Source organism: Streptomyces sp. NPDC058231 (genome assembly GCF_042882275.1).
Taxonomy (GTDB): Bacteria; Actinomycetota; Actinomycetes; order Streptomycetales; family Streptomycetaceae; genus Streptomyces.
Genome location: NZ_JBHVWN010000053.1, coordinates 1 through 24,908, shown reverse-complemented (window position 1 = coordinate 24,908; position 24,908 = coordinate 1). Strand labels below are relative to the sequence as shown.

At 71.8% G+C, this 24,908-nt stretch carries 22 protein-coding genes; 19 read left to right on the top strand and 3 right to left on the bottom strand.

What is annotated here, in order from left to right; genetic code table 11:
* The first annotated feature begins 216 nt into the window (after window positions 1-216).
* The 5 genes from ACFVXE_RS28285 (at window position 217) to ACFVXE_RS28265 (ending at window position 6,708) form a co-directional block, all read left to right on the top strand.
* Window positions 217-714, top strand: a complete 498-nt coding sequence (locus ACFVXE_RS28285; RefSeq protein WP_389675317.1) for a hypothetical protein — start codon at window positions 217-219, stop codon at window positions 712-714.
* Window positions 715-794: 80 nt separating this feature from the next.
* Window positions 795-4,031, top strand: a complete 3,237-nt coding sequence (locus ACFVXE_RS28280) for a S41 family peptidase (RefSeq protein WP_389675316.1) — start codon at window positions 795-797, stop codon at window positions 4,029-4,031.
* A 305-nt stretch (window positions 4,032-4,336) separates the two neighbouring features.
* The gene (locus tag ACFVXE_RS28275; protein ID WP_389675314.1) at window positions 4,337-4,696 is read left to right on the top strand and encodes a histidine triad nucleotide-binding protein; all 360 of its coding nucleotides are present in this window, start codon (window positions 4,337-4,339) and stop codon (window positions 4,694-4,696) included.
* A 78-nt stretch (window positions 4,697-4,774) separates the two neighbouring features.
* On the top strand, window positions 4,775-5,689 hold the full coding sequence (locus ACFVXE_RS28270) for a ribonuclease Z (protein WP_389675312.1): 915 nt from the start codon (window positions 4,775-4,777) through the stop codon (window positions 5,687-5,689).
* Between the two features lie 26 nt (window positions 5,690-5,715).
* A complete protein-coding gene (locus ACFVXE_RS28265; RefSeq protein WP_389675310.1) occupies window positions 5,716-6,708 on the top strand; it encodes an adenosine deaminase in 993 nt (330 codons plus the stop codon).
* Here the strand turns inward: ACFVXE_RS28265 and ACFVXE_RS28260 are convergent.
* Complete coding sequence (locus ACFVXE_RS28260; RefSeq protein WP_389675309.1) at window positions 6,672-8,030, bottom strand: MFS transporter; 1,359 nt, start codon at window positions 8,028-8,030, stop codon at window positions 6,672-6,674. The two genes, ACFVXE_RS28265 and ACFVXE_RS28260, sit on opposite strands and share 37 nt — an antisense overlap.
* A 343-nt stretch (window positions 8,031-8,373) precedes the next feature.
* Between ACFVXE_RS28260 and ACFVXE_RS28255 the strand changes: the two genes are divergently transcribed.
* The 7 genes from ACFVXE_RS28255 (at window position 8,374) to era (ending at window position 14,426) form a co-directional block, all read left to right on the top strand.
* On the top strand, window positions 8,374-9,477 hold the full coding sequence (locus ACFVXE_RS28255) for a carbohydrate kinase family protein (protein WP_389675307.1): 1,104 nt from the start codon (window positions 8,374-8,376) through the stop codon (window positions 9,475-9,477).
* 141 nt (window positions 9,478-9,618) lie between these two features.
* Window positions 9,619-10,629, top strand: coding sequence for a PhoH family protein (locus ACFVXE_RS28250; protein ID WP_389675305.1), 1,011 nt, complete (start codon window positions 9,619-9,621; stop codon window positions 10,627-10,629).
* A gap of 12 nt (window positions 10,630-10,641) precedes the next feature.
* On the top strand, window positions 10,642-11,139 hold the full coding sequence (gene ybeY / locus ACFVXE_RS28245; protein ID WP_030921061.1) for an rRNA maturation RNase YbeY: 498 nt from the start codon (window positions 10,642-10,644) through the stop codon (window positions 11,137-11,139).
* On the top strand, window positions 11,136-12,428 hold the full coding sequence (locus ACFVXE_RS28240; RefSeq protein ID WP_389675304.1) for a hemolysin family protein: 1,293 nt from the start codon (window positions 11,136-11,138) through the stop codon (window positions 12,426-12,428). Before ybeY ends, ACFVXE_RS28240 begins: the two co-directional genes overlap by 4 nt.
* Window positions 12,425-12,778: an MmcQ/YjbR family DNA-binding protein gene (locus ACFVXE_RS28235; protein WP_389675302.1), complete on the top strand. Its 354-nt coding sequence runs from the start codon at window positions 12,425-12,427 to the stop codon at window positions 12,776-12,778. Before ACFVXE_RS28240 ends, ACFVXE_RS28235 begins: the two co-directional genes overlap by 4 nt.
* Window positions 12,779-12,920: 142 nt before the next feature.
* Window positions 12,921-13,274: a cytidine deaminase gene (locus ACFVXE_RS28230; protein ID WP_389675300.1), complete on the top strand. Its 354-nt coding sequence runs from the start codon at window positions 12,921-12,923 to the stop codon at window positions 13,272-13,274.
* 177 nt (window positions 13,275-13,451) lie between these two features.
* Window positions 13,452-14,426, top strand: coding sequence for a GTPase Era (gene era, locus ACFVXE_RS28225; protein ID WP_389675298.1), 975 nt, complete (start codon window positions 13,452-13,454; stop codon window positions 14,424-14,426).
* A gap of 23 nt (window positions 14,427-14,449) precedes the next feature.
* Here era and ACFVXE_RS28220 read toward each other — a convergent pair whose 3' ends face one another.
* Window positions 14,450-14,716, bottom strand: a complete 267-nt coding sequence (locus ACFVXE_RS28220) for a protealysin inhibitor emfourin (protein WP_389675296.1) — start codon at window positions 14,714-14,716, stop codon at window positions 14,450-14,452.
* 155 nt (window positions 14,717-14,871) lie between these two features.
* A complete protein-coding gene (locus tag ACFVXE_RS28215) occupies window positions 14,872-15,948 on the bottom strand; it encodes a M4 family metallopeptidase (RefSeq protein WP_389675294.1) in 1,077 nt (358 codons plus the stop codon).
* A gap of 294 nt (window positions 15,949-16,242) precedes the next feature.
* On the opposite strand from ACFVXE_RS28215, the gene leuA reads away from it, so the two are divergent.
* The 7 genes from leuA to ACFVXE_RS28180 all read left to right on the top strand — a co-directional run bounded on the left by leuA (window position 16,243) and on the right by ACFVXE_RS28180 (window position 24,805).
* Window positions 16,243-18,030, top strand: a complete 1,788-nt coding sequence (gene leuA, locus ACFVXE_RS28210; RefSeq protein ID WP_389675292.1) for a 2-isopropylmalate synthase — start codon at window positions 16,243-16,245, stop codon at window positions 18,028-18,030.
* A 179-nt stretch (window positions 18,031-18,209) separates the two neighbouring features.
* Window positions 18,210-18,914, top strand: a complete 705-nt coding sequence (locus ACFVXE_RS28205; RefSeq protein ID WP_389675290.1) for a TerB family tellurite resistance protein — start codon at window positions 18,210-18,212, stop codon at window positions 18,912-18,914.
* 218 nt (window positions 18,915-19,132) lie between these two features.
* Window positions 19,133-21,172 carry an MMPL family transporter gene (locus ACFVXE_RS28200; protein ID WP_389675289.1) on the top strand — a complete coding sequence of 680 codons (2,040 nt, stop codon included), beginning with the start codon at window positions 19,133-19,135 and terminating at the stop codon, window positions 21,170-21,172.
* Window positions 21,173-21,261: 89 nt separating this feature from the next.
* A complete protein-coding gene (locus ACFVXE_RS28195) occupies window positions 21,262-22,422 on the top strand; it encodes a sensor histidine kinase (protein ID WP_389675357.1) in 1,161 nt (386 codons plus the stop codon).
* Window positions 22,419-23,102 (top strand): response regulator, encoded by a 684-nt coding sequence (locus ACFVXE_RS28190; protein WP_389675288.1) that lies wholly within the window; start codon window positions 22,419-22,421, stop codon window positions 23,100-23,102. The genes ACFVXE_RS28195 and ACFVXE_RS28190 overlap by 4 nt, the downstream gene beginning before the upstream one ends.
* Window positions 23,103-23,161: 59 nt before the next feature.
* Window positions 23,162-23,908 (top strand): DNA repair protein RecO, encoded by a 747-nt coding sequence (gene recO, locus ACFVXE_RS28185; RefSeq protein ID WP_389675286.1) that lies wholly within the window; start codon window positions 23,162-23,164, stop codon window positions 23,906-23,908.
* Between the two features lie 60 nt (window positions 23,909-23,968).
* Window positions 23,969-24,805 carry an isoprenyl transferase gene (locus tag ACFVXE_RS28180; protein WP_389675285.1) on the top strand — a complete coding sequence of 279 codons (837 nt, stop codon included), beginning with the start codon at window positions 23,969-23,971 and terminating at the stop codon, window positions 24,803-24,805.
* Window positions 24,806-24,908: the final 103 nt, after the last annotated feature.

Here is a 24,908-nt window from a genome sequence, read left to right as displayed (position 1 = left end):
CGCACCCCGCCGGACGACACCGCGCGGCACCGGCGCACCTACGCGGCAGGGCGCCGCGCGGCGCCGGGCCCCGCTCCCCGACCCGTCCCGGTCCGGGTGAATGACCCCAAGGCGGTCTACCGCGTGACGGGTGAGTGATGGGACGCTTCCCGTATGGGGACATTGAGGGCATCGGGTCCATCGGGCCGCAGCCGGACCCGCCGTATTCCAGCCGTATTGTGTCTCGTCGCCGCGACCGCGGCCGGGGCCGTCGCCTGTGCACCGGTGACCGGGCTGAACTCCGCGAGCGTCGCGCTGACCACCGACCGGACCGGTACCGGGGCGCTGGAGCGCAAGGGGATCGATGTGCGGTGGCTGAGCTGCGCGGCCGAGGTGGAGGGAGGCCGCACCGCGGCGTCCTCGCCCTCACCCTCCGCGTCCGTCCACCGGGTGGCTCAGGTGGACTGCCGGGGCAGAACCGCCGACGGCAAGGTCATCACGGTCACCGGCGGGGTCACCCAGGTGGTCAACGGGCGTTGTGTACGGGGCGACCTGACCGCGGAGGCCGATGGCAGGGCAGTCCTGCGGGCCGACGTGCTGGGCGACTGCGACGCAGCTCCGCCGCCCGCCGTCGTGATCCCGTCGTCGGGCGCCGGCCATGGTGGCGGCAACGGCGGCGCCGCCAGGCCGGCCGTCACCGTGACCGTCACGGTGACCCAGTACCCGGGCAAGTGAGTGGCCCCGGCACACAACGGTCCGGCGGACTCCGGCCAACTCCGTTCCCCGGAACCCGGCCGCGGCCTAGGGTGATCGGTGTGACACAGCCTGCCTATCTCCGGTTTCCCCATGTCCAGGGCGAGTTGATCGCCTTCACCGCCGAGGACGATGTCTGGCTGGCGCCGCTCGGCGGTGGCCGCGCATGGCGGGTCAGCGCCGACAACCGGCCCGTCAGCCAGCCACGGATCTCACCCGACGGCGCCCACGTGGCGTGGACGTCCACCCGGGACGGCGCTCCCGAGGTGCATCTCGCGCCGGTCGACGGCGGCCCCTCGAAACGCCTGACCTACTGGGGCGACGCGCGGACCTCCGTACGCGGCTGGACCCCCGAAGGCGACGTGCTGGTCATCAGCACCCAGGGTCAGGCGTCGCTCCGCCGCAGCTGGGCCCGCGCGGTCCCGGTCGACGGCGGCCCGGCGCGGACCCTGCCGTACGGGCCGGTCGGCTCGCTCGCGTACGGGCCCGGCGGGCGGGTCCTGCTGCTCTCGACCACCATGGGCCGCGAGGCCTCGGCCTGGAAACGCTACCGGGGCGGCACAGCGGGCAAGTTGTGGATCTCGGGGCCCGCCGACGGTGAGGACGCGGCCGATTTCGTGCGGATCCACGAGGACCTCCGGGGCAACCTCGAATGCCCGATGTGGGTGGGCGACCGCATCGCGTTCCTCTCCGACCACGAAGGCGTCGGTGCGCTCTACTCCTCTCTCGCCGACGGCTCCGACCTGCGGCGGCACACCGCGACCGACGGCTTCTACGCCCGGCACGCCACCACCGACGGCACCCGGGTCGGCTACGACTCGGCCGGTGAACTCTGGCTGCTCGACGACCTCGACGACGCGGAGCCCCGCCGCCTCGACATCCGGCTCGGCGGCCAGCGCGCCGACCTCCAGCCGTATCCCGTCCACGCCGGGAGCCACCTCGACGCGGCATCCCCGGACCGCACCGGCCGTGGCAGCGCCGTCGGGACGCGCGGCGCCGTCCACTGGGTCACCCACCGCGGGGGCCCGGCCCGCGCGCTGGCCGTCGAACCCGGAGTACGGGCCAGGCTCCCCCGCACCTTCCAGGCCGAGGGTGATCAGCACGTCGTATGGGTCACCGACGCCGAGGGCGAGGACGCCCTGGAGTGCGCGCCCGCCACCGGTACCGCGTCCGGAGCCGGTCCCCGCCGGCTCGCCGCGGGCCGGCTCGGCAGGGTGCTCGACCTCGCGGCGGCCCCCGACGGCAGCCGGTTCGCGGTGGCCTCGCACGACGGCCGGATCATGATCGTCGAGCGGGGGAGCGGTGAGGTCCACGAGGTCGACCGCAGCGAGGACGGCGACGCCTCCGGGCTCGTCTTCTCCCCCGACTCGGCATGGCTCGCCTGGTCGCACCCCGGTCCCGAACCGCTCAGCCAGCTGAAGATCGCCCACCTCGCCGATCTCTCGGTCGCCGAGGCCACCCCGCTGCGCTTCCGCGACTACTCGCCCGCGTTCACCGTCGACGGCAAGCACCTCGCCTTCCTCTCCGAGCGGGCCTTCGACCCGATCTACGACGCGCACGTCTTCGACATGGCCTTCGTCGGCGCCTGTCGCCCGCATCTGCTGACGCTGGCCGCCACCACACCGTCCCCGTTCGGGCCGCAGCGGCACGGTCGCCCGGCCGACAAGGAGAAGAGCGCCGGCGACGGCGACGACGACAACCCCACGGCGCTGCCCGTCACCCGGATCGACCTCGAAGGGCTCGCCGACCGGATCGTGCCGCTGCCCGTCGAGGCGGCCCGCTACTCCTCGCTGCGCGCGGCGAAGGACGGGCTGCTGTGGCTGCGGCACCCGGTGACCGGAGTGCTCGGTACGGCGGGGGCGACGCCGGACGCCCGGCGGCCGGAGACCGTGCTGGAACGGTACGACCTGGAGAAGCTGCAGAGCGACGAACTCGCCTCCGACGTCAGCCGGTTCGCCGTCAGCGGCGACGGCAGGCGGCTGGTGCTGCACACCCGCGGCAAGCTGCGCGTGGTACCCGCCGACAGTCGCGTCCCGGCGGGTTCCGACGACGACCGGGACGGCGGCGAGCACCACATCACCGTGGACCTCTCCCGGATCCGCCGGACCCTCGATCCGGCCGCCGAATGGCGCCAGATGTACGACGAGACCGGCCGCATCATGCGCGACAACTACTGGCGGTCCGACATGGGCGGCGCCGACTGGGACGGGGTCCTGGACCGCTACCGGCCGGTGCTGGCGCGCGTCGCCACCCACGACGACCTCGTCGACCTGCTGTGGGAGGTGCAGGGCGAGCTCGGTACCTCGCACGCGTATGTGACCCCGCCCGGTGGCCGGAGCGACGACGCGAGCCGGCAGGGGCTGCTCGGCGCGGACATCTCCCGTGCGGACGACGGCCGTTGGCGCATCGACCGGATCCTGCCGTCCGAGACGTCCGACCCGGCGGCCGGCTCGCCGCTCGCCGCGCCCGGGGTCGCGGTACGCGCCGGGGACGTGCTCCTGGCCGTCGACGGCCAGGAGGTCGACCCGCTGACCGGGCCCGGACCGCTGCTCACCGGTTCGGCGGGCAAGCCCGTGGAACTGACCGTCTCGCCGGTGGACGGGGGCGACCCGCGCCATGTCGTCGTCGTGCCGACCGCCGACGAGGAGGCGCTGCGCTACCACGCGTGGGTGGCGGACCGGCGGGCGTACGTGCACGAGCGGTCCGGCGGGCGCCTCGGCTACCTCCACGTCCCCGACATGGTCGGCTCCGGATGGGCGCAGCTCCACCGCGACCTGCGCATGGAGATGGCCGGCGAGGGTCTGGTGGTGGACCTGCGGGAGAACCGCGGCGGCCACACGTCGCAGCTGGTGGTGGAGAAGCTGGCCCGCCGGATCGTCGGCTGGGTCCGCCCGCGGGGCATGCGGCCGTACAGCTACCCCGGGGACGCGCCGCGCGGACCGGTGGTGGCCGTGGCGAACGAGTTCTCCGGCTCGGACGGGGACATCGTGAACGCCGCGATCAAGGCGCTGGGGATCGGGCCGGTGGTCGGTACACGGACGTGGGGCGGTGTGGTGGGCATCGACAGCCGGTACCGGCTGGTCGACGGCACGCTGGTCACCCAGCCCAAGTACGCGTTCTGGCTGGAGGGATACGGCTGGGGCGTGGAGAACCACGGTGTGGATCCGGACGTGGAGGTCGTGATGGCGCCCCAGGACCATGCGGCGGGTCGGGACCCGCAGCTGGACGAGGCGATCCGGATCGGGCTGGAAGGGCTGGCGCGGACGCCGGCCAAGGTGGCGCCGGCGGTGCCGGAGTAGCGACGGGGAGCGGGGGAGGGGCGCGGTGTCGCACCGGCAGGGCCGAGCCCCCTCCCGCGGCAGGTCCGGGGACCGGGGGTCCGGGTGACGCCCTGTCCGGACCGGTGTGATACGCCGTCAGGTGAAGACGGAGGCATCCCGTTCCGGCAGGCCGGTCCCGCGTGCCCCGGCGCCCGCTCGCGGCGCTGTCGTCGGTCGCCACGGCTCGGGCGGGATTCCCGCCGCGGGCGTACCCCGACCTCGCCCGACCTCGCCCGATAGCATGCCCATGTACTGATCGTCCACGCGACCGAGGAGCCAGGCCCATGGCGGGAGAACCGCAGTCCGACTGCCTGTTCTGCAAGATCGTCTCGGGAGAGATCCCGGCAACCATCGTCCGCGAGACCGAGACGACCGTCGCCTTCCGCGACATCAACCCCCAGGCCCCCACCCACGTGCTCGTCATCCCCCGCGTCCACCACCCCGACGCGGCCACCCTCGCGGTCGCCGAACCGCAGATCGTCGCCGACATACTGCGGGAGACCGCGGCCGTCGCGGCCGACGAGAAGATCGCCGACACCGGGTACCGGGTCGTCTTCAACACCGGCAGCGGTGCCGGCCAGACCGTCTTCCACGCGCACGCCCACGTCCTCGGCGGCCGCGGGATGCAGTGGCCCCCCGGATAGCCCCGTAGGACCCCGGCGGGCCCGGCCCCCGGGCAGCCCGAACCATCCCGGAACCTCGAACAGCAGGCCGCCGCAACCATGTCCGTACGCGAACTCGTCGTCCTCGGCACCGCCAGCCAGGTGCCCACCCGGCACCGTAACCACAACGGCTATCTGCTGCGCTGGGACGGCGAGGGCATCCTCTTCGACCCCGGCGAGGGCACGCAGCGCCAGATGCTGCGGGCCGGTGTCGCCGCGCACGACATCAACCGGATCTGCGTCACGCATTTCCACGGCGACCACTCGCTCGGTCTGGCGGGGGTGATCCAGCGGATCAACCTCGACCAGGTGCCGCACCCCGTCACCGCGCACTATCCGGCGAGCGGGCAGCACTTCTTCGAGCGACTGCGGTACGCGACCGCCTACCGCGAGTCCGTCGAGCTGACCGAGGCCCCGGTCGCGGCCGACGGGATCATCGCCGAGACGCCCGCGTACACCCTGCACAGCCACCGGCTCTCGCACCCCGTCGAGTCGTACGGCTACCGGCTCGTCGAGCCCGACCGCCGGCGCCTGCTGCCCGCGAGACTCGCCGAGCACGGCATCTCGGGCCCCGACATCGGCAGGCTCCAGCGCCAGGGCTCGCTGGGCGGGGTCACGCTCGGCGAGGTCTCCGAGCGCAGGCGCGGACAGCGCTTCGCATTCATCATGGACACGAGGCTCTGCGACGGCGTGTACGCGCTCGCCGAGGGATGCGACATGCTGGTCATCGAGTCGACTTTCCTCGACGAGGACCAGCGGCTCGCCACCGACCACGGTCACCTCACCGCCGGACAGGCGGCCGGGGTGGCACGGGAGGCCGGCGTACGGCATCTCGTACTGACGCACTTCTCGCAGCGGTACGCGGATCCGGACGTCTTCGCCGCCCAGGCCCGGGCAGCCGGGTTCGAGGGCGAACTGACCATCGCCAAGGACCTCATCGGCGTGCCCGTGCCGACCAGACACCAACAGCAGTGACAGCGAATGCGTAAGCGAGAGAAACCGTGCACCTCCCCAAGGCCGAACTCCACCTCCACATCGAAGGAACCCTCGAACCCGAGCTGGCCTTCGCCCTCGCCGAACGCAACGGCGTGGAACTGCCGTACGCGAACACCGAAGAGCTCCGCACCGCCTATCTCTTCGACGATCTGCAGTCCTTCCTCGACCTGTACTACGCGCTGATGGCCGTCCTGCGCACCGAGCGGGACTTCGAGGAACTCGCCGACGCCTACCTCGGCCGAGCCGCCGCCCAGGGCGTCCGCCACGCGGAGATCTTCTTCGACCCGCAGGCGCACACCGCCCGAGGCGTCCCGATCGGGACCGTCGTCGAAGGACTCGGCCGGGCGCTCGACCGCAGCGAGGAGAAGCACGGCATCTCCACCCAGCTGATCATGTGCTTCCTGCGCGACCTGTCCGCCGCCTCGGCCCTGGAGACCCTCGACGCCGCGAAGCCGTATCTGCACCGGATCAGCGCCGTCGGCCTCGACTCGGCGGAGGTCGGGCATCCGCCCGCGAAGTTCCGTGAGGTGTACGAGGCGGCCGGGGCACTCGGGCTGCGCAAGGTCGCGCACGCGGGCGAGGAGGGGCCGCCGGAGTACATCCGGGAGGCGCTCGACGTCCTCGGGGTCGAGCGCATCGATCACGGGCTGCGCTGCATGGAGGACCCCGACCTGGTGAAGCGGCTCGTCGCAGGCCGGGTGCCGCTCACCCTCTGCCCGCTGTCCAACGTGCGGCTGCGGGCCATCGACACCGTGGAGGAACACCCGCTGCGGGCCATGCTGGACGCCGGGCTGCTCTGCACGGTGAACTCCGACGACCCCGCGTACTTCGGCGGATACGTCGGAGACACCTTCCACGCCGTCCACGAGGCCCTGGGGCTGGAGCGCGAGCAACTGCGCACGCTGGCCCGCAACTCCTTCGAGGCGGCCTTCCTCGACCACGACGAGGAGCGCAGGTCGCGCTACCTGTCGGAGGTCGAGGCGTACGAGTTCGACTGACCGGCCGCGCCCGCGGGACCGGCTGCGCGGAACGCGCTCCGGCCCAGCCGCCCGCGGCGCAGCGCCGGCATGCTGATCTCCGTGACGGCCTGTTCGGGCGAGCCCATCCTGGGTACCGCACCGGACAGCGTGCCGGTGGTCGCCGCCAGCACCGCCGCGGGGGCGCCGCCCCGGCGGCGGACCGAGCCCGGCACCAGCGGGCGGCCACCGGTGTGCAGCGCGACGGCCGTGACCGGGGCCGCGACCAGCAGGGTTGCGGCGCCCAGGATCAGCCCCATCGACGGATAACCCGCCGTCTCGGACAGCACACTGCCCAGGACCGGGCCGCAGGCCACGCCGACGGACGACGCGGAACCGGCGAGGACCGCCCAGCGCCCCCGCACGTCCAGGGAGGCGGCCAGACCGATCAGATACGACAGGACCACCGGATAGACGGTGTTCCAGCTGATCTCGCCGGTGGCGAACGAGCCGAGGCCCCGGGCCGACGAACTCATCACGATGCTGGCCGCGATGACCATCGTGCCGAGGCCGATCGGGACGGCCCGGCCGAGCCGCGCGCCGAGCACGCCGGCCCCCATCACACCGAGCAGGCCGGCGCCGAGCGCGGCGGCGAACACCGCGCCGACGGTGACCTCGGAGAGCCCGGCCTGGACCACGCCGATCCGGCTGCTCACGCCCCACAGCGCGTTCTGCGCCATCGACCAGACGAGCATGCCGCCCGCCAGCACCAGGCCGGAGCGGCGGTGCGGCAGCCGGCCGGCCGTGGGCGCCGTGGCGCCGGCGGCCGCCGGGCCGCCGAGCCGGGCGGTGGCCGGCCAGACGACCAGGGCGACCAGGGCGATCGAGGCGAACGGCAGCCGGTGGCCGCCTCCCAGGTGCGGGATCGTCAGATAGAGGGCGCCCGCGGTCGCGGAGACGCTGAGCAGCCCCAGGGACGAGGTCCGGTGCGGGTCGCGCTGCGCGGCGATGCCGGACGCGGCCACCGCCGTCGCCGTCCCCGAACCGAGGCCGCCGATCACCGCGCCCATGACCACCAGCGGCACGGAACCGGCCAGTGCGGAGCAGCCGTAGCCCACCACGGCCAGCAGCAGCCCGACCCGCGCCGGTCTCCGTGACCCGTACCGCTCGACCCGGCCCGCCAGAGTGAACCCTGCGGTGGCCGAACTGAGCAGGAGAGCGCTGCCGACCAGACCGGCCTGGGCAGCGCTGAGGCCCAGATAGGTGGAGAGCCGGCCGACGATGGTGGGGAGCAGATAGGCGGCGAGGTAACCGGCGGTGAACACGGCGACCAGGGGCCACGCGGCGCGAGGGCGCGAGGACATGGGCGTTCCTGAAGACATGCCAGAAGAGGCAGAGAAGTAAGGCAGGGGAGGGCGATGCGGGAGATGCGGGGAGGGGCGGCGCACACGTCGGCAGTGGTCGCCGAGGGTGCTCGCGGGCCAATTTGTATCAAGCGCGCCCGGCCGACCGAAAGGCGGGATCATGTGATGTGGCTCACTTGAGCGTTTGCCGTCTCGTCGACCGGGTAGTCGATGACGTTTATGCAGGTCGGAGCCGTTACGGACCGATCCCGCCCAAGCCCTCCGGACGAGGCGGCGCGGACCCTCCGGATGCGCGGGCGAAGCGGGCACACTGGCCAGATCTGCCACGACCGGGGAGTGCAAGGTGAGCACAGACATTCCAGGCATCGACCCACTGGGCGGGCTGCGTGCACCGCAGGACCCCCACTGCGACGTGTTCCTCACCGGCACGGTCTTCCTCGACATCGTCTTCACCGGTCTGGACAGCGCCCCGGTCCGCGGCACCGAGTCCTGGGCGCGCGGCATGGGCTCCAGCCCCGGTGGCGTCGCCAACATGGCCACCGCACTGGCCCGGCTCGGGCTGCACACCTCACTGGCCGCGGCGTTCGGCGACGACCACTACGGGGAGTACTGCTGGGACGCGCTCGAACAGGGGGAGGGCATCGACCTCTCGATGTCGCACACCGTCCCGGGCTGGCACTCCCCGGTGACCGTCTCGATGGCCTACGAGGGCGAGCGCACGATGGTCTCGCACGGCCACGAGGCCCCGCCGCCCGCGACCGGGCCCGACCGGACCTTTCCGCACTGCCCGCCGCGCGCCCGCGCCGCCGTCGCCTCGCTGACCCCCGGCCGCAGCGAACCCTGGGTCGCCGCCGCGGCCCGGCACGGCGCCCGGATCTTCGCCGACGTGGGCTGGGACGAAACCGGCCGCTGGGACCTGGAAGCGCTGCCCGACCTGGAGCACTGCCAGGCGTTCCTGCCCAACGCGGAGGAGGCGATGCGCTACACCCGTACCGACTGCCCGCGCGACGCCGCCCACGCCCTGGCCGAGCGGGTGCCGCTCGCCGTGGTCACTCTGGGCGCGGAGGGTGCCTACGCGGTGGACGCGGCGACCGGCATCACCGCCGAGGTGCCCGCGATCGAGGTGGAGGCGCTCGACCCCACCGGCGCGGGCGACGTCTTCGTCGCCGGATTCGTCACCGGCACCCTCGCGGACTGGCCGCTGGCCGACCGGCTGGCCTTCGCCGGGCTGACCGCGGCGCTCTCCGTGCAGGAGTTCGGCGGCTCCCTGTCGGCGCCGGGCTGGGCGGAGATCGCGGCCTGGTGGCAGCGGGTACGCACCTGCGACGGCCAGGACCCGGCGGCGCTCCAGAGGTACGCGTTCCTGGAGGCGCTGCTGCCCGCGGCGGCCCGGCCCTGGCCGCTGCGCCGGGCCGTACCGACGATCGGTTTCCGGCACCCGGCGTGACGACCGGGGCAGGCGTGTTCGCACGGTGTGCGAAAAAGCTCTCGGTGTTGTCCGCGCGGAGTCGTAGGCTTGGTGATCCAGAGGTTGTCGAGCAGCGAGAACCCTGCAACGGGAGGTATGTGCAGGCCCGAGGGCCGGCCCATGACTCAGACACCCACACAGCCGCAGGCGCGTGCCCAGATCAGGATTCCGGCCGCACACCCCATGGTGATGCTCCTGGGATCGGGTGACTCGTTGCTGCGCGTGATCGAAGCGGCTTTCCCGGCAGCCGACATTCATGTCCGGGGCAACGAAATCAGCGCCACCGGCGACGCGGCCGATGTCGCTCTGATCCAGCGCTTGTTCGACGAGATGATGCTCGTGCTCCGCACCGGGCAGCCGATGACGGAGGACGCAGTGGAACGGTCGATCGCCATGCTCCGGGCGAGTGGCGAGGGGGAGCCGCAGGGTGAGACGCCCGCCGAGGTGCTCACGCAGAACATCCTCTCCAACCGCGGTCGCACGATCCGCCCCAAGACGCTCAACCAGAAGCGCTACGTCGACGCCATCGACAAGCACACGATCGTCTTCGGCATCGGCCCCGCCGGTACCGGCAAGACCTATCTCGCCATGGCGAAGGCGGTCCAGGCCCTGCAGTCCAAGCAGGTCAGCCGGATCATCCTGACCAGGCCCGCCGTCGAGGCGGGGGAGCGGCTCGGCTTCCTGCCCGGCACGCTCTTCGACAAGATCGATCCGTATCTGCGCCCGCTCTACGACGCGCTGCACGACATGCTCGACCCCGACTCGATCCCGCGGCTGATGGCGGCGGGCACGATCGAGGTCGCGCCGCTGGCATACATGCGCGGCCGCACGCTCAATGACGCGTTCATCATCCTCGACGAGGCGCAGAACACCAGCGCCGAGCAGATGAAGATGTTCCTGACCCGGCTCGGCTTCGACTCGAAGATCGTCGTCACCGGCGACGTCACCCAGGTCGACCTGCCGAACGGGACGAAGAGCGGTCTGCGCCAGGTCCAGGAGATCCTGGAAGGCGTCCAGGACGTGCACTTCTCCCGGCTCACCTCCCAGGATGTCGTCCGGCACAAGCTCGTCGGCCGTATCGTCGACGCGTACGAGAAGTACGACAGCCGAGACAGTCACAACGGGAAGTAGTCGCAGCGCACCATGTCGATCGATGTCAACAACGAGTCCGGAACCGAGGTCGACGAGCAGGCGATCCTCGACATCGCCCGCTACGCGCTCGCGCGGATGCGGATCCACCCGCTCTCCGAGCTCTCGGTGATCGTGGTGGACACCGACGCCATGGAGCAGCTCCACATCCAGTGGATGGACCTGCCCGGGCCGACGGATGTCATGTCCTTCCCGATGGACGAGCTGCGTCCGCCGGCCAAGGACGACGAGGAGCCCCCGCAGGGGCTCCTCGGTGACATCGTGCTCTGCCCGGAGGTCGCGAAGAAGCAGGGCGAGGACGCGGAGACACAGCACTCCATGGACGAGGAGCTCCAGCTCCTCACCGTCCACGGAGTGCTGCACCTTCTGGGGTACGACCACGAGGAGCCGGACGAGAAGGCCGAGATGTTCGGTCTCCAGGCGGCGATCGTCGACGGCTGGCGCGCCGAGCACGGCCTGACCGGACCGTCGCCCGCCCCCACCGTGTCGTGAGCGTCCCCCTCGTCCTGGGAGCCGTCCTGCTGGTCGTCCTCGGCTGGCTTGCGGCCTGTGCCGAGGCGGGCATCGCGCGGACGTCGAGCTTCCGGGCCGCCGAGGCGGTCCGGTCGGGGCGGCGCGGCAGCGACAAGCTGGAACAGGTCGCCGCCGATCCCACCCGCTACCTCAACGTCGCCCTGCTGGCACGGGTCGCCTGCGAGATGTCGGCCGGGGTGCTCGTCACGTACGCCTGTCTGCAGGAGTTCCCGGAGACCTGGGAGGCGCTGGCCGTCGCGATGGGCGTGATGGTCCTCGTCAGTTACGTCGCGATCGGCGTCTCGCCACGCACCATCGGGCGGCAGCACCCGCTGAACACGGCGACCGCGGCGGCGTACGTGCTGCTGCCGCTCGCCAGGATCATGGGCCCGATCCCGCAGCTGCTGATCCTTCTCGGTAACGCGCTCACCCCCGGCAAGGGGTTCCGCAAGGGGCCGTTCGCCAGCGAGGCGGAACTGCGGGCGATGGTGGACCTCGCCGAGCAGGAGTCGCTGATCGAGGACGACGAGCGCCGAATGGTGCACTCCGTCTTCGAGCTCGGCGACACGCTCGTGCGCGAGGTGATGGTGCCGCGGACGGATCTGGTCTGCATCGAGCGGTACAAGACGATCCGGCAGGCGCTGACCCTCGCCCTGCGTTCCGGATTCTCCAGGATCCCGGTCACCGGGGAGAACGAGGACGACATCGTCGGGATCGTCTACCTCAAGGACCTCGTCCGCAAGACGCACATCAACCGGGAGTCGGAGGCCGATCTGGTCTCCACGGCGATGCGGCCGGCCGCGTTCGTGCCCGACACGAAGAACGCCGGCGACCTGCTCCGTGAGATGCAGCAGGACCGCAGTCATGTCGCCGTCGTCATCGACGAGTACGGCGGCACGGCGGGGATCGTCACCATCGAGGACATCCTGGAGGAGATCGTCGGCGAGATCACCGACGAGTACGACCGCGAGCTCCCGCCCGTCCAGGAGCTGGAGAACGGCTGCTTCCGGGTGACCGCACGGCTCGACATCGGTGACCTCGGAGAGCTGTTCGGGCTCGACGAGTACGACGACGAGGATGTGGAGACGGTCGGCGGACTGCTCGCGAAGGCGCTGGGCCGGGTGCCGATCGCCGGGGCGTCATCGGTCGTCGGTCTTCCCGACGGTCGGTATCTGCGGCTGACCGCGGAGTCCCCGGCCGGGCGCCGGAACAAGATCGTCACGGTGCTGGTCGAACCGGTGGAGCCGGAGGAGGCGGAAGCGGAATGACTCCGCAGGAACTGAGGGCGTTCTGCCTGGAGTTCAACGCGAGCGTCGAGGAGTTCCCGTTCGGACCGGAGACCTCGGTGTTCAAGGTGCTCGGCAAGATGTTCGCGCTCAGCGCGCTGGACGGCCGGCCGCTGACGGTCAATCTGAAGTGCGATCCGGACGACGCGGTGCGGTTGCGGGAGGAGCACCCGGCGATCGTGCCGGGGTGGCACATGAACAAACGGCACTGGAACACGGTGACGGTGTCCGGGGTGCCGCGCCGGCTGCTGCGCGAGCTGATCGAGGACTCGTACGACCTGGTGGTCGCGGGTCTGCCGCGCGCGGAACGGCTTCGGCTCGACCGGAGTTAGGGGCTTTCGTTCGGATCATGCCGGGAGTCCGGTCCCCGGCCGGTGCGCCCCAGGGCCGTGGCCGACCGGTTCGTCCGGTGGCGCCGGGCCCGGGCGACCGCCCGCGTGCCGCCCCGGTCCGCCCGCTTCGTATGCTCGGCACATGACTGAGAGCACCGACCTCGGCCCCGAGGACCGCAAGATCGTCACGCTGGCGCGCAGCGCCCGCGCCCGCAACGGTGTGCCGGAGGGCGCGGCCGTGCGCGACGAGACCGGACGTACGTATGTCGCGGGCACCGTGCGGCTGGAGTCGCTGAAGCTGAGCGCGCTGCAGACCGCCGTCGCGATGGCGGTGGCCAGCGGCGCCACCTCCCTGGAGGCGGCCGCGGTCGTCTCCGAGGCCGAGACCCCGTCCGACGCGGACCGCGCCGCGGTACGGGACCTGGGCGGACCGCAGACGCCGGTGCTGCTGGCCGGGCCCGACGGCACCCTGCGGGTCAGTGTGACGGCGGGCTGACACGGGCCCGCCGCGGAGCGGTGCGGAGGCGGCCCGCCGCAGTCCTGCCGGTGCTCGCCGGAGGGCGTACGGGATGTGGCCGCAGGGTGCGTCGCGGCCGTGCCGCAGGGTCCGGGACGGCGACGGGCGGGCCCCGCGGCGGCCCGCTGTGCGGCACAGCCGCCAGGATCGGGGACAATGGGCGCCATGAGCGCTCGACCGAACCCTGAAGCCGCTGCGCAGCAGGCTGAGAACAACGCCCCCCACCGGGCCGGCTTCGCCTGCTTCGTGGGCCGCCCCAACGCGGGCAAGTCCACCCTTACGAACGCTCTGGTCGGCCAGAAGGTGGCGATCACCTCCAACCGGCCCCAGACCACCAGGCACACGGTGCGCGGCATCGTGCACCGCGACGACGCACAGCTGATCCTGGTCGACACCCCCGGCCTCCACAAGCCGCGGACGCTCCTCGGCGAGCGGCTGAACGACGTCGTGCGGACCACCTGGGCCGAGGTCGACGTCATCGGATTCTGCCTCCCCGCCGACCAGAAGCTCGGCCCCGGCGACAAGTTCATCGTCAAGGAACTCGCGGGCATCAAGAAGACCCCGAAGATCGCGATCATCACCAAGACCGACCTGGTCGACTCCAAGCAGCTCGCCGAACAGCTGATCGCCGTCTCCCGCCTCGGCGAGGAGCTCGGCTTCGAGTGGGCGGAGATCATTCCGGTCTCCGCGGTGGAGGACAACCAGGTCGGCCTGCTCGCCGACCTGATCGCGCCGCTGCTCCCGGAGAGCCCGCCGCTCTACCCGGAGGGTGACCTCACCGACGAGCCCGAGATGGTCATGGTCGCGGAGCTGATCCGGGAGGCCGCGCTCGAAGGCGTACGCGACGAGCTGCCGCACTCCATCGCGGTCGTCGTCGAGGAGATGCTGCCGCGCGAGGACCGCCCCGCGGACAAGCCGCTGCTCGACATCCACGCGAACGTGTACATCGAGCGGCCGAGCCAGAAGGGCATCATCATCGGCCCGAAGGGCAAGCGGCTGAAGGAGGTCGGCACGAAGTCGCGCAAGCACATCGAGGCGCTGCTCGGTACGCCGGTCTTCCTGGACCTGCACGTGAAGGTGGCCAAGGACTGGCAGCGCGATCCCAAGCAGCTGCGCAAGCTGGGGTTCTGAGACCGGTCGGCCGCCCACCGGTCTCACGCGCCCTCCTTCAGGACGCGTGAGACCAGGGTGCGCTGCGCGTCGGTCAGGTGCGGGTCCGCGCAGTGGACGGTGCGGCCGCCGACGGTGATCCGGTAGCGGAAACCGTCCGGCACCCCGGACGGCGGGGCGGCGTGGCCGTCCGCGAGCGCGGACTCGGCGAGGGCCTCCCACTCCGCGGCGTCGGTCCGGTCCGATGTGTCGACCTCCCGGCGGTGGGCGATGCCGGCGAAGCCGCCGGTGCGGCTCACCTCGATCCGCATGGTTCGGCTCCTCTCGGGTGTGCGCCGCGTTCCGGGCGCCGGGGCGGGCCTGTGACCGGGGCTCTGCCCCGGACCCGGCACCTCAACCCCGGAGGGCCGGCCGGACCCGGTGCCGGGCCCGGCCGGTGATGCGAGTACGGAACCGGCGACCGGTGTCACGTGGAGGGCACGCCCACCTCCGACCAGGCCTTCCGTACCGCCTCCAGCTCGTCGCCGTCGCCGAAGCGCGCCCTCGCCGCCCCGACAGTCAGGCGGGCGAAGTCCGTGAAGTCCGCGTCCGCGGCCAGGCCACCGCCGGTGAGCACGTCGAACCAGAGCTGTCCGGCCCGCTCCCACGCGTTGCCGCCGAGCGCCGTGGCCAGCAGGTAGAAGGCGCGGTTCGGGATCCCGGAGTTGAGATGCACACCGCCGTTGTCCTCGGTGGTGTGGATGTAGTCCTCCATCGACGCCGGCTGCGGGTCCTTGCCGAGCACATCGTCGTCGTACGCCGTGCCCGGTGCCTTCATCGAACGCAGGGCCACGCCCTGGACCCGGGGTGCCAGCAGCCCGGCTCCGATCAGCCAGTCGGCCTGCTCGGCGGACTGTCCGAGCGAGTACTGCTTGACCAGGGAGCCGAAGACGTCCGACATCGACTCGTTGAGAGCACCGGACTGGCCGAAGTAGCTCAGGTTGGCCGTGTACTGGGTCAGTCCGTGGGTCAGCTCGTGGGCGATCACATCGATGGCGACGGTGAAATCGAGGAAGATCTCCCCGTCCCCGTCGCCGAAGACCATCTGTTCGCCGTCGAAGAAGGCGTTGTTGTACTTCTCGTCGTAGTGGACGGAGCCGATCAGCGGCAGTCCGTTGCCGTCGATCGAACGGCGGCCGTAGGCCGTGAGCAGCAGTTCGAAGGTGGCGCCGAGGCCCGCGTACGCGCGGTTGACGCTCGCGTCCCGGGTCGGTCCGTCGCCCTCGCCACGGACCTTGAAGCCCGGCAGCCGCGTCCCGTGCCGGCAGTCGTAGAGCGTCCGCTCGGGTTTGTCCGACGGCTGATCCGTGGCCGTGGGGACGGGTGTGGGGGTGACGAGGGTGGCCATCTGGCGGCGGGTGCGCCGGGCGGCGTCGCCCTCCAGGGTGCGGCGGGCCGGACCGGCCAGCTCGGGATCGTCGGATTGTGACAGCTTGTCGAGTACGTGGGGCGGCACGATCGTGCAGAAGACGGGATGGAACCCGTGCTGAGGTCGAGGCTGCATGGGTCCGACTGTGGCACTGCGTCACCGGGCTGTCACTGTTTGCCAGCGTGATTGACGAAATGGAGTGATCGATCACTGTTCACCCGTTACCGGTGTCCGGTCCCGCATACTGATACGGGACCGACGCCTCAGGCGACTCTCGGTTAGTCTCGTCGCATCATGCGTTTCGGGCTGCTTCTTCTTAGCTGCCGCGGCGAGGGCCTGTAGTCGTAGGCCGACCCCCTCCCCGCGGAGTCTGGCGTTGCAGCGACACAGTCGGCCGTCCCACCGCTGGACCCCGAGGAGCCGTACGTCATGACCACTGTGAATCCCGCTCAGACCCCTGCCGGGAACGCTGTCGGCCGCCCCACGCCGATCACCAACGCCACCGCGCTCCAGAAGCCGTCCGGGATGCCGGTGCACAAGTACGGCCGGTACGAGGCCGTCGAGATTCCCGACCGCACCTGGCCCGACAAGCGGATCACCGTGGCGCCCCGCTGGCTCTCCACCGACCTGCGCGACGGCAACCAGGCGCTGATCGACCCGATGTCGCCGGCCCGCAAGCGCGAGATGTTCGACCTGCTCGTACGCATGGGCTACAAGGAGATCGAGGTCGGCTTCCCGTCCTCCGGCGAGACCGACTTCGCCTTCGTGCGCTCCATCATCGAAGAGGGCGCGATTCCCGAGGACGTGACGATCTCCGTCCTGACGCAGGCCCGCGAGGAGCTGATCGAGCGGACCGTCGAGTCGCTGCGCGGCGCCCACCGCGCCACGGTGCACCTGTACAACGCCACCGCCCCCACCTTCCGCCGCGTGGTCTTCCGCGGCTCGAAGGAGGAGGTCAAGCAGATCGCGGTGGACGGCACCCGGCTGGTCATGGAGTACGCGGAGAAGATCCTCGGCGACGAGACGATCTTCGGCTACCAGTACAGCCCGGAGATCTTCACCGACACGGAGCTGGACTTCGCCCTGGAGGTCTGCGAGGCCGTCTGTGACGTCTGGCAGCCGGAGGAGGGCCGCGAGATCATCCTCAATCTGCCCGCCACCGTGGAGCGTTCGACGCCGTCCACGCACGCGGACCGGTTCGAGTGGATGTCGCGCAACCTGTCGCGCCGCGAGTACGTCTGCCTGTCGGTCCACCCGCACAACGACCGCGGCACCGCCGTCGCCGCCGCCGAGCTGGCCGTCATGGCCGGCGCGGACCGTGTCGAGGGCTGCCTGTTCGGCCAGGGCGAGCGCACCGGCAACGTCGACCTGGTGACGCTGGGCATGAACCTGTTCTCCCAGGGCGTCGACCCGCAGATCGACTTCTCGCAGATCGACGAGGTCCGCCGCACCAGCGAGTACTGCAACCAGATGGAGGTCCACCCGCGCCACCCCTACGCGGGCGACCTGGTCTACACCGCCTTCTCCGGCTCCCACCAGGACGCCATCAAGAAGGGCTTCGACGCCATGGAGGCCGACGCGGCCGCCCGGGGCAAGACCGTCGACGAGATCGAATGGGCGGTGCCGTACCTGCCGATCGACCCCAAGGACGTCGGCCGCTCGTACGAGGCCGTCATCCGGGTCAACTCGCAGTCCGGCAAGGGCGGAATCGCCTACGTCCTGAAGAACGACCACAAGCTGGACCTGCCGCGCCGGATGCAGATCGAGTTCTCCCGGATCATTCAGGCCAAGACCGACGCCGAGGGCGGCGAGGTCACGCCGACGCAGATCTGGTCCACGTTCCAGGACGAGTACCTGCCCAACCCGGAGAACGCCTGGGGCCGGGTGCAGATCAGCTCCGGCCAGACCACGACCGGGTCCGACGGCCAGGACACGATCACCGTCGACGCGACCGTGGACGGCGCGGACACCGTGCTGACCGGTACCGGCAACGGCCCGATCTCCGCGTTCTTCGAAGCGCTGCAGGCCATCGGCATCGACGCACGGCTGCTGGACTACACCGAGCACACGATGAGCGAGGGCGCGAGCGCCCAGGCCGCCTCGTACATCGAGTGCGCGATCGACGGAAAGGTCCTGTGGGGCATCGGAATCGACGCCAACACCACGCGGGCCTCGCTGAAGGCGGTCGTCTCCGCGGTCAACCGCGCGACCCGCTGAACCCACGCCCGAAAGGGCATGGAGCCGCACGGCCGACGGACCCCGCCACCCGCTACGGAGGGCGGGGTTCGGCCATCTCCCGGCGGTTGTGACAAGCGAGGTGCTGACGCCGCAACGCGACTGTGGTTAACATCACGTCAACACGGCAATGTTGCCGGAGCGTTACGGAGGTGTGCGACGTGCGGTCAACCCTGGGACAACGCGCCATAAAGCTGCGTATCTGCGGCATCCGCACCACCTGGGACGCCGTCGGTGACGGGGAGTTCTTCTGTCCGGGCTGCGGCGGGGACCGCAACTATCGCCGTCTCACCGGGCGTCGCCGTTTCGCCGTGCTCGGCGTGCCCCTGCTGCGCCGGGGCACCGTGGGCCCCGTCGTCGAATGCGCCGCCTGCCGGACCCACTTCGACACCGAGGCGCTGGACCACCCCACCACCACCCGGTTCTCCGCGCTGCTCCGCGAAGCCGTCCACACCGTGGCCCTCGGCGTCCTGGCCGCCGGCGGCACCGCCTCCCGTACGGTCCTGGAGACCGCGGCGGCCACCGTGCGCGGCGCCGGGTTCGACGATTGCACCGAGGACCAGCTCTTCACCGTCGTCGAGGTCCTCGCCGCCGACATCGGCCACGGCTCGGCCTTCGACGCCGCCGCCGAGGCGTGCGGCGCCGCCCTGGCCATCGAACTCCACGAGGCACTCGAACCCCTCGCCCCGCACCTGGCGCCCGCCGGACGCGAATCGATCCTGCTGCAGGGCGCCAGGATCGCGCTCGCCGACGGCCCGTACAGCCAGGGGGAGCGCGAGGTGCTGACCACGGTCGGAGCGGCGCTGCAGCTCCGCCCGGACGACACGGCCCGGCTGCTCGCCGCGGCGGCGCGCACGCCCTCGTGACCCGCACCGCCGCGCGCCGCGCCGCTACTCCCGCGGGAGTAGTCGTGCGCCCGGGCCCACTCAGGCAGTAGCGGCGAAGTCGGTCTCCGGCGCGACGAATCGGCCCCCGGCGGCCGGGAGTCTGGACACATACCAGGCAACCGGCCGAAGGGGGGCCCGAGATGAGGGCCGTAAAGGAAGACAGCGGCACACCGCCGCGAAGGGGCGGCCCGAGGCGCATGCTGCCCTGGGCGGTCCTCGCGTTCTGGGTTGCCGTGATCGCGCTCGCCGGGCCCCTGGCGGGCAGGCTCGGTGACGTACAGACCAACCGCGCCGTGGACTACCTGCCGGCGAGTGCCGACTCCACCCAGGTGGCGAAGATCCAGGGCGCGCTGCCCGGCGGGGAGTCCACCGACCTCGTCCTCGTCTACCACCGGGACGGCGGTCTGACCGCCGCCGACCGGGCCACGGCCGCGCGGCAGACCACCGAGGTCGCGAACGCCCACACGCTGAGCGGCACCCCCAGGGGCGTCCCCTCCGAGGACGGCACGACGCTGATGTACCCGGTCTCCTCCACCGGGCCCGGCCAGGACGACGACGCCAGGACGGCGTTCGTCGACGAGGTCCGTGACGTCGCGAAGGGCGGCGGCGGCCTGAGCGTCGAGGTGGGCGGCCCCGGGGCACTGGCGGCCGACTCCAAGGAGGTCTACGCCTCGCTGGGCGGACCGTTGCTCTACACGACCGTCGCCGTCGTCGCCGTCCTGCTGATCCTCATCTACCGCAGCCCGCTGCTGTGGCTGGTGCCGCTCGTGGTCGCGGGCGCCGCCGATGCCCTGTCCATGGCCGTCGTGTACGGGCTCAACCGGGGCTTCGACGTCACCGTCACCGGCCAGAGCTCCGCCGTGATGACCATCCTCGTCTTCGGGGCGGGTACCGACTACGCGCTGCTGCTCGTCTCCCGCTACCGCGAGGAACTGACCCGGGTCGCGCGGCCGTACGACGCGATGGCCGCCGCCCTGCGCGGCTGCGGCCCGGCCGTCCTCGCCTCCTCCGGCACCGTCGCAGCGGGCTTGCTGTGCCTGCTCGCCGCCGACCTCACCAGCAGCCGCGGGATGGGCCCCGTCGCCGCCGTCGGTGTGCTGTGCGCCCTGCTCGCCATGACGACCCTGCTGCCCGCCCTCCTCGTCCTGTTCGGCCGCCGGCTGTTCTGGCCGCTCGTCCCCGCCCACGGCAGCACGCCGGAGCGACGGCGGTCGCTGTTCTCCGCGATGGGCGGTTCGGCCGGGCGCCGGCCCGTCGCCGTACTCGTCTGCGGCGGGGTACTGCTCGGAGCGCTGGCGCTCGGGGTGTTCCGGATGCCCGGCGGCCTCAAGCAGGAGGACTCCTTCACCACCGAGCCGGACTCGATCGTCGCGATGGGGACCCTCGCCGCCTCCTACCCCGACCGGTCGACCCGGCCGATCACCGTGGTCACCCCCACCGGCCGGGCGGCCGGGACCATGGCGAAGGCCCGTACCACCGACGGCGTCGCCGCCGTCGAACGCGGCCGCAGCGGCGGCGGCTGGACCGAACTCTCCGTCGTCGCCACCGATCCCCCCGAGTCCGCCGGCGAGCAGGCCACGGTCGCGGCCCTGCGCCGTGCGCTGGACGGCAGCCATGTCGGCGGCCCCAGCGCCCAGCAGCTGGACCTGGAGGCGGCCGACGCGCGGGACCTGAGGACCGTCGTCCCCCTCGTCCTCCTCTCCGTCCTGCTGATCCTGATCGCCCTGCTGCGCAGCCTCGTCGCCCCGTTGCTGCTCGTCGCCGCCGTGGTCGCCGTCTGGGGCGCCGCCCTCGGTATCGGCGGGCTGGTCTTCGAACCGGTTCTCGGCCTGCGCGGCACCGACCCCGGACTGCCGCTCCTCTCCTTCGTCTTCCTGGTGGCGCTCGGCGTGGACTACGGCATCTTCCTGATGCACCGGGTCCGCGAGGAGACACTCTCCGGCGCAGGACCGACGGCCGCCGCGCTCACCGCCCTGCGCACCACCGGCGGAGTGATCGCCTCCGCGGGACTGGTGCTCGCGGCCACCTTCGCCGTCCTGACGAACATGCCGATGGTCAGCCTGGTCGAGATGGGCTTCGTCATCGCGGTCGGCGTCCTCCTCGACACCTTCCTCGTCCGTACCTACCTGGTGACCTCGGCGAGCGTGGCACTCCAGCGGAACCTGTGGTGGCCGGGAAGGCTCAGCCGGGAGCCCGCCGCCCGGCCGCGCGAACCCGAACTCGCGGGGGTCCGGTGACGGTGCCCGCGCCCGTACCGCAGGATGGCGGCGTGTCCCGATCCACGCGCCGACGAGAACGCATCCTGGCGGTCGTCAACCGCGACCCCATGCACGCGCCGCACCGGACGCGCACCGACGCCCTCGTGGCCCTCGTCGCCGGTGCGCTCTCCGTCCTGCTCGCGCTCACCACCGACCGGACCCGGACGCCCGACGCGCTCGGCTGGGCGCTGCTGATCACGAGCGCGGTGCCCCTCGTGTGGCGGCGGCGCAGCCCGCTGCTCGCCCTGCTCGCCCTGATTCCCGTCCTGATGACGTACCACGCGCTCGACAACGCGCACTCGGCACCGATGCCGCAGACCTGCATCGCCCTCTACACGGTGGCGGTGACCGGCCGGCCGCTGCGCACGGTGCTGACCGGCATCGGCGTCCTCGCGGTCATGGTGACGGTGGTGCTCAGCCTCAACGCCCATCAGGGTGTGGAGCTGCTGCGGATCTCCGGCTGGATCGTCGCCGTGCTGTTCTGCGGCGTCGATGTGCGCATCTACCGTCAGTACGTCGCTTCCGTGCTGGAGCGTGCCGAACGCGCCGAACGCACCCGCGAGGAGGAGGCCCGGCGGCGGGTGGCCGAGGAGCGGCTGCGGATCGCCCGCGATCTGCACGACCTGCTGGCCCACAGCATCACGCTGATCGGGGTCCAGACCTCGGTGGCCTCGCACATCCTGACCGTCGACCCGGACCGGCTCGACCGGCAGTCGGTCGCCCGGGCGCTGGAGGACATCGCCGACACCTGCCGGGAGGCACGGGTCGAGCTGCGCACCACCCTCCAGGTGCTGCGCGGCGACAGCGAGGAGACGGACGGGCCGCTGCCCGGCCTGGCGGCGCTGCCCGGCCTCGCACGAGCCGCGGAGGCCGCCGGGGCCCGGGTCGAACTGGTGGTGCGCGCCCCCGACAGCCGGCCGGCCCCGGCGGCCGGCGCGGCCGCCTACCGGATCGTGCAGGAGTCGCTGACCAACGCCCTGCGCCACGCCGGGCCCGGGGTACGGATCAGGGTGGCCGTGGAACCCGACGGCAGCGGCGCACTGAGCGTCAAGGTCACCGACGACGGCGCAGGGCACCGGACGAACGGTGCCGCACCGGGGTTCGGCATGGTCGGGATGCGCGAACGCGCGCGCAGCACCGGCGGCACCCTCACGGCGGGACCGGGCCCCGGGGGCGGTTTCGAGGTCGCGGCGGTGCTGCCCTGTCACGAGGGGGAGAGGACACCATGATCCGGGTACTGCTCGTCGACGACCAGACCCTGGTCCGGGCCGCGTTCGCGATGCTCGTCGAGTCGGCCGCCGACATGGAGGTCGTGGCCCAGGCCGGCACCGGCCACGAAGCCGTCGCCCTGGCCCGCTCGCAGCAGCCCGACATCGTCGTCATGGACATCCGCATGCCTGAGCTCGACGGCATCGGGGCGACCCGGCTGATCGCCGCCGACCCGGCGCTGGCCGGGGTGAAGGTGCTGGTCCTGACCACGTACGACACCGACGAGCACGTGGTCGAGGCACTGCGCGCGGGCGCCTCGGGATTCCTGGTCAAGGACACCCGGCCCGCCGAACTCCTCGCAGCCATCAGAACCGTCGCGGCCGGTGAAGCACTGCTCTCCCCCGGCCCGACCGCCCGCCTGATCTCCCGTGTCCTGCGTCAGCCCGAGCTGCCGTCCCGGGCCTCCCCGGGCGGCCCGGACTGCCTCTCGGACCGTGAGCGGCAGGTGCTGCGCCTGGTCGCGCGCGGATTGAACAACACCGAGATCGCCGAGAGCCTGGGTCTCAGCCCGCTCACCGCCAAGACCCACGTCAGCCGGATCATGGGCAAGCTGGGAGCCCGGGACCGGGCGCAGCTGGTCATCGTGGCGTACGAGTCGGGGCTCGCGGTACCGGCCCGGGACGGGGCCGACGGAAGCTGAACCGTGCGGTCTGCGGGGGCGCGCCCGCTCCGGTGCGCGCGTACAGGACAATGGACGGCATGAGCTTGTTCCGGGACGACGGCGTGGTGCTGCGCACGCAGAAACTGGGCGAGGCCGACCGGATCATCACGATCCTGACCCGCGGCCACGGCCGGGTGCGGGCCGTCGCGCGCGGGGTGCGGCGTACGAAGTCCAAGTTCGGTGCCCGCCTCGAACCGTTCTCCCATGTGGACGTGCAGTTCTTCGCCCGCGGCAGCGAGCTGATCGGCCGCGGGCTGCCGCTGTGCACCCAGAGCGAGACGATCGCGCCGTACGGCGGTGGCATCGTCGCCGACTACGGCCGGTACACCGCGGGCACCGCGATGCTGGAGACCGCCGAGCGCTTCACCGACCACGAGGGCGAGCCCGCGGTCCAGCAGTACCTGCTGCTCGTCGGCGGCCTCCGCACCCTGGCCCGCGGGGAGCACGCCCCGAATCTGATCCTCGACGCCTTCCTGCTGCGTTCCCTCGCGGTCAACGGATACGCGCCCAGCTTCGAGGACTGCGCGAAGTGCGGAATGCCCGGTCCGAACCGTTTCTTCTCCGTCGCGGCGGGCGGCGTCATATGCGGCGACTGCCGGGTGCCCGGCAGCGTCGTACCCTCGGCTGAGGCCGTCGCCCTGCTGAGCGCGCTGCTCACCGGGGACTGGGAGACGGCCGACGCCTGCGAGGGGCGGCATGTCAGGGAGGGGAGCGGGCTGGTGTCCGCCTATCTGCACTGGCATCTGGAACGCGGACTGCGCTCGCTGCGGTACGTGGAGAAGTAACACAGGCACAGGTACAGGCACAGGTACAGGCACAGCAGGCACAGGGAGACGAGACAGCTCATGGCAGTACGCGGGATCCTCGGTGGCCGTAACCGGCACACGTACAAGACCCCCGAACCGCACCCCTCGGGCGCCACGCCCCCGAAGATCCCCGGCGAGCTGGTGCCCAAGCACATCGCCGTCGTGATGGACGGGAACGGCCGCTGGGCCAAGGAGCGGGGGCTCCCGCGCACCGAGGGCCACAAGGTCGGCGAGGGCGTCGTCATGGACGTCCTCAAGGGCTGCATCGAGATGGGCGTCAAGAACCTCTCGCTGTACGCGTTCTCCACCGAGAACTGGAAGCGCTCCCCGGAGGAAGTGAAGTTCCTGATGAACTTCAACCGGGACGTGATCCGCCGCCGCCGCGACGAGATGGACGAACTGGGTATCCGCATCCGCTGGGTGGGCCGGATGCCGAAGCTGTGGAAGTCCGTCGTCCAGGAGCTCCAGGTCGCCCAGGAGCAGACGAAGGACAACGACAAGATGACGCTGTACTTCTGCGTCAACTACGGCGGCCGGGCCGAGATCGCCGATGCCGCGCAGCGCATCGCGGAGGACGTCGCGGCCGGGAGGCTGGACCCCGCCAAGGTCAACGAGAAGACCTTCGCGAAGTACATCTACTACCCGGACATGCCGGACGTGGACCTCTTCGTCCGCCCGAGCGGCGAGCAGCGCACGTCCAACTACCTGATCTGGCAGAGCGCATACGCCGAGATGGTCTTCCAGGACGTGCTGTGGCCGGACTTCGACCGCCGTGACCTGTGGCGGGCCTGTCTGGAGTACGCCCAGCGCGACCGGCGGTTCGGTGGCGCGGTGGAGGCGGCCGAGACGTCGGGGGACGCCGGACCCACCGCCTGACGCCACCCGGTGCGGTCTCGGCGGCGCCCGCCCCCGGGGAGGGTGCGAGAACCACCCCCGCGCCCGCGGCGGGCCCCCCCGGGCGCAGCGCCACGCCCGGGGC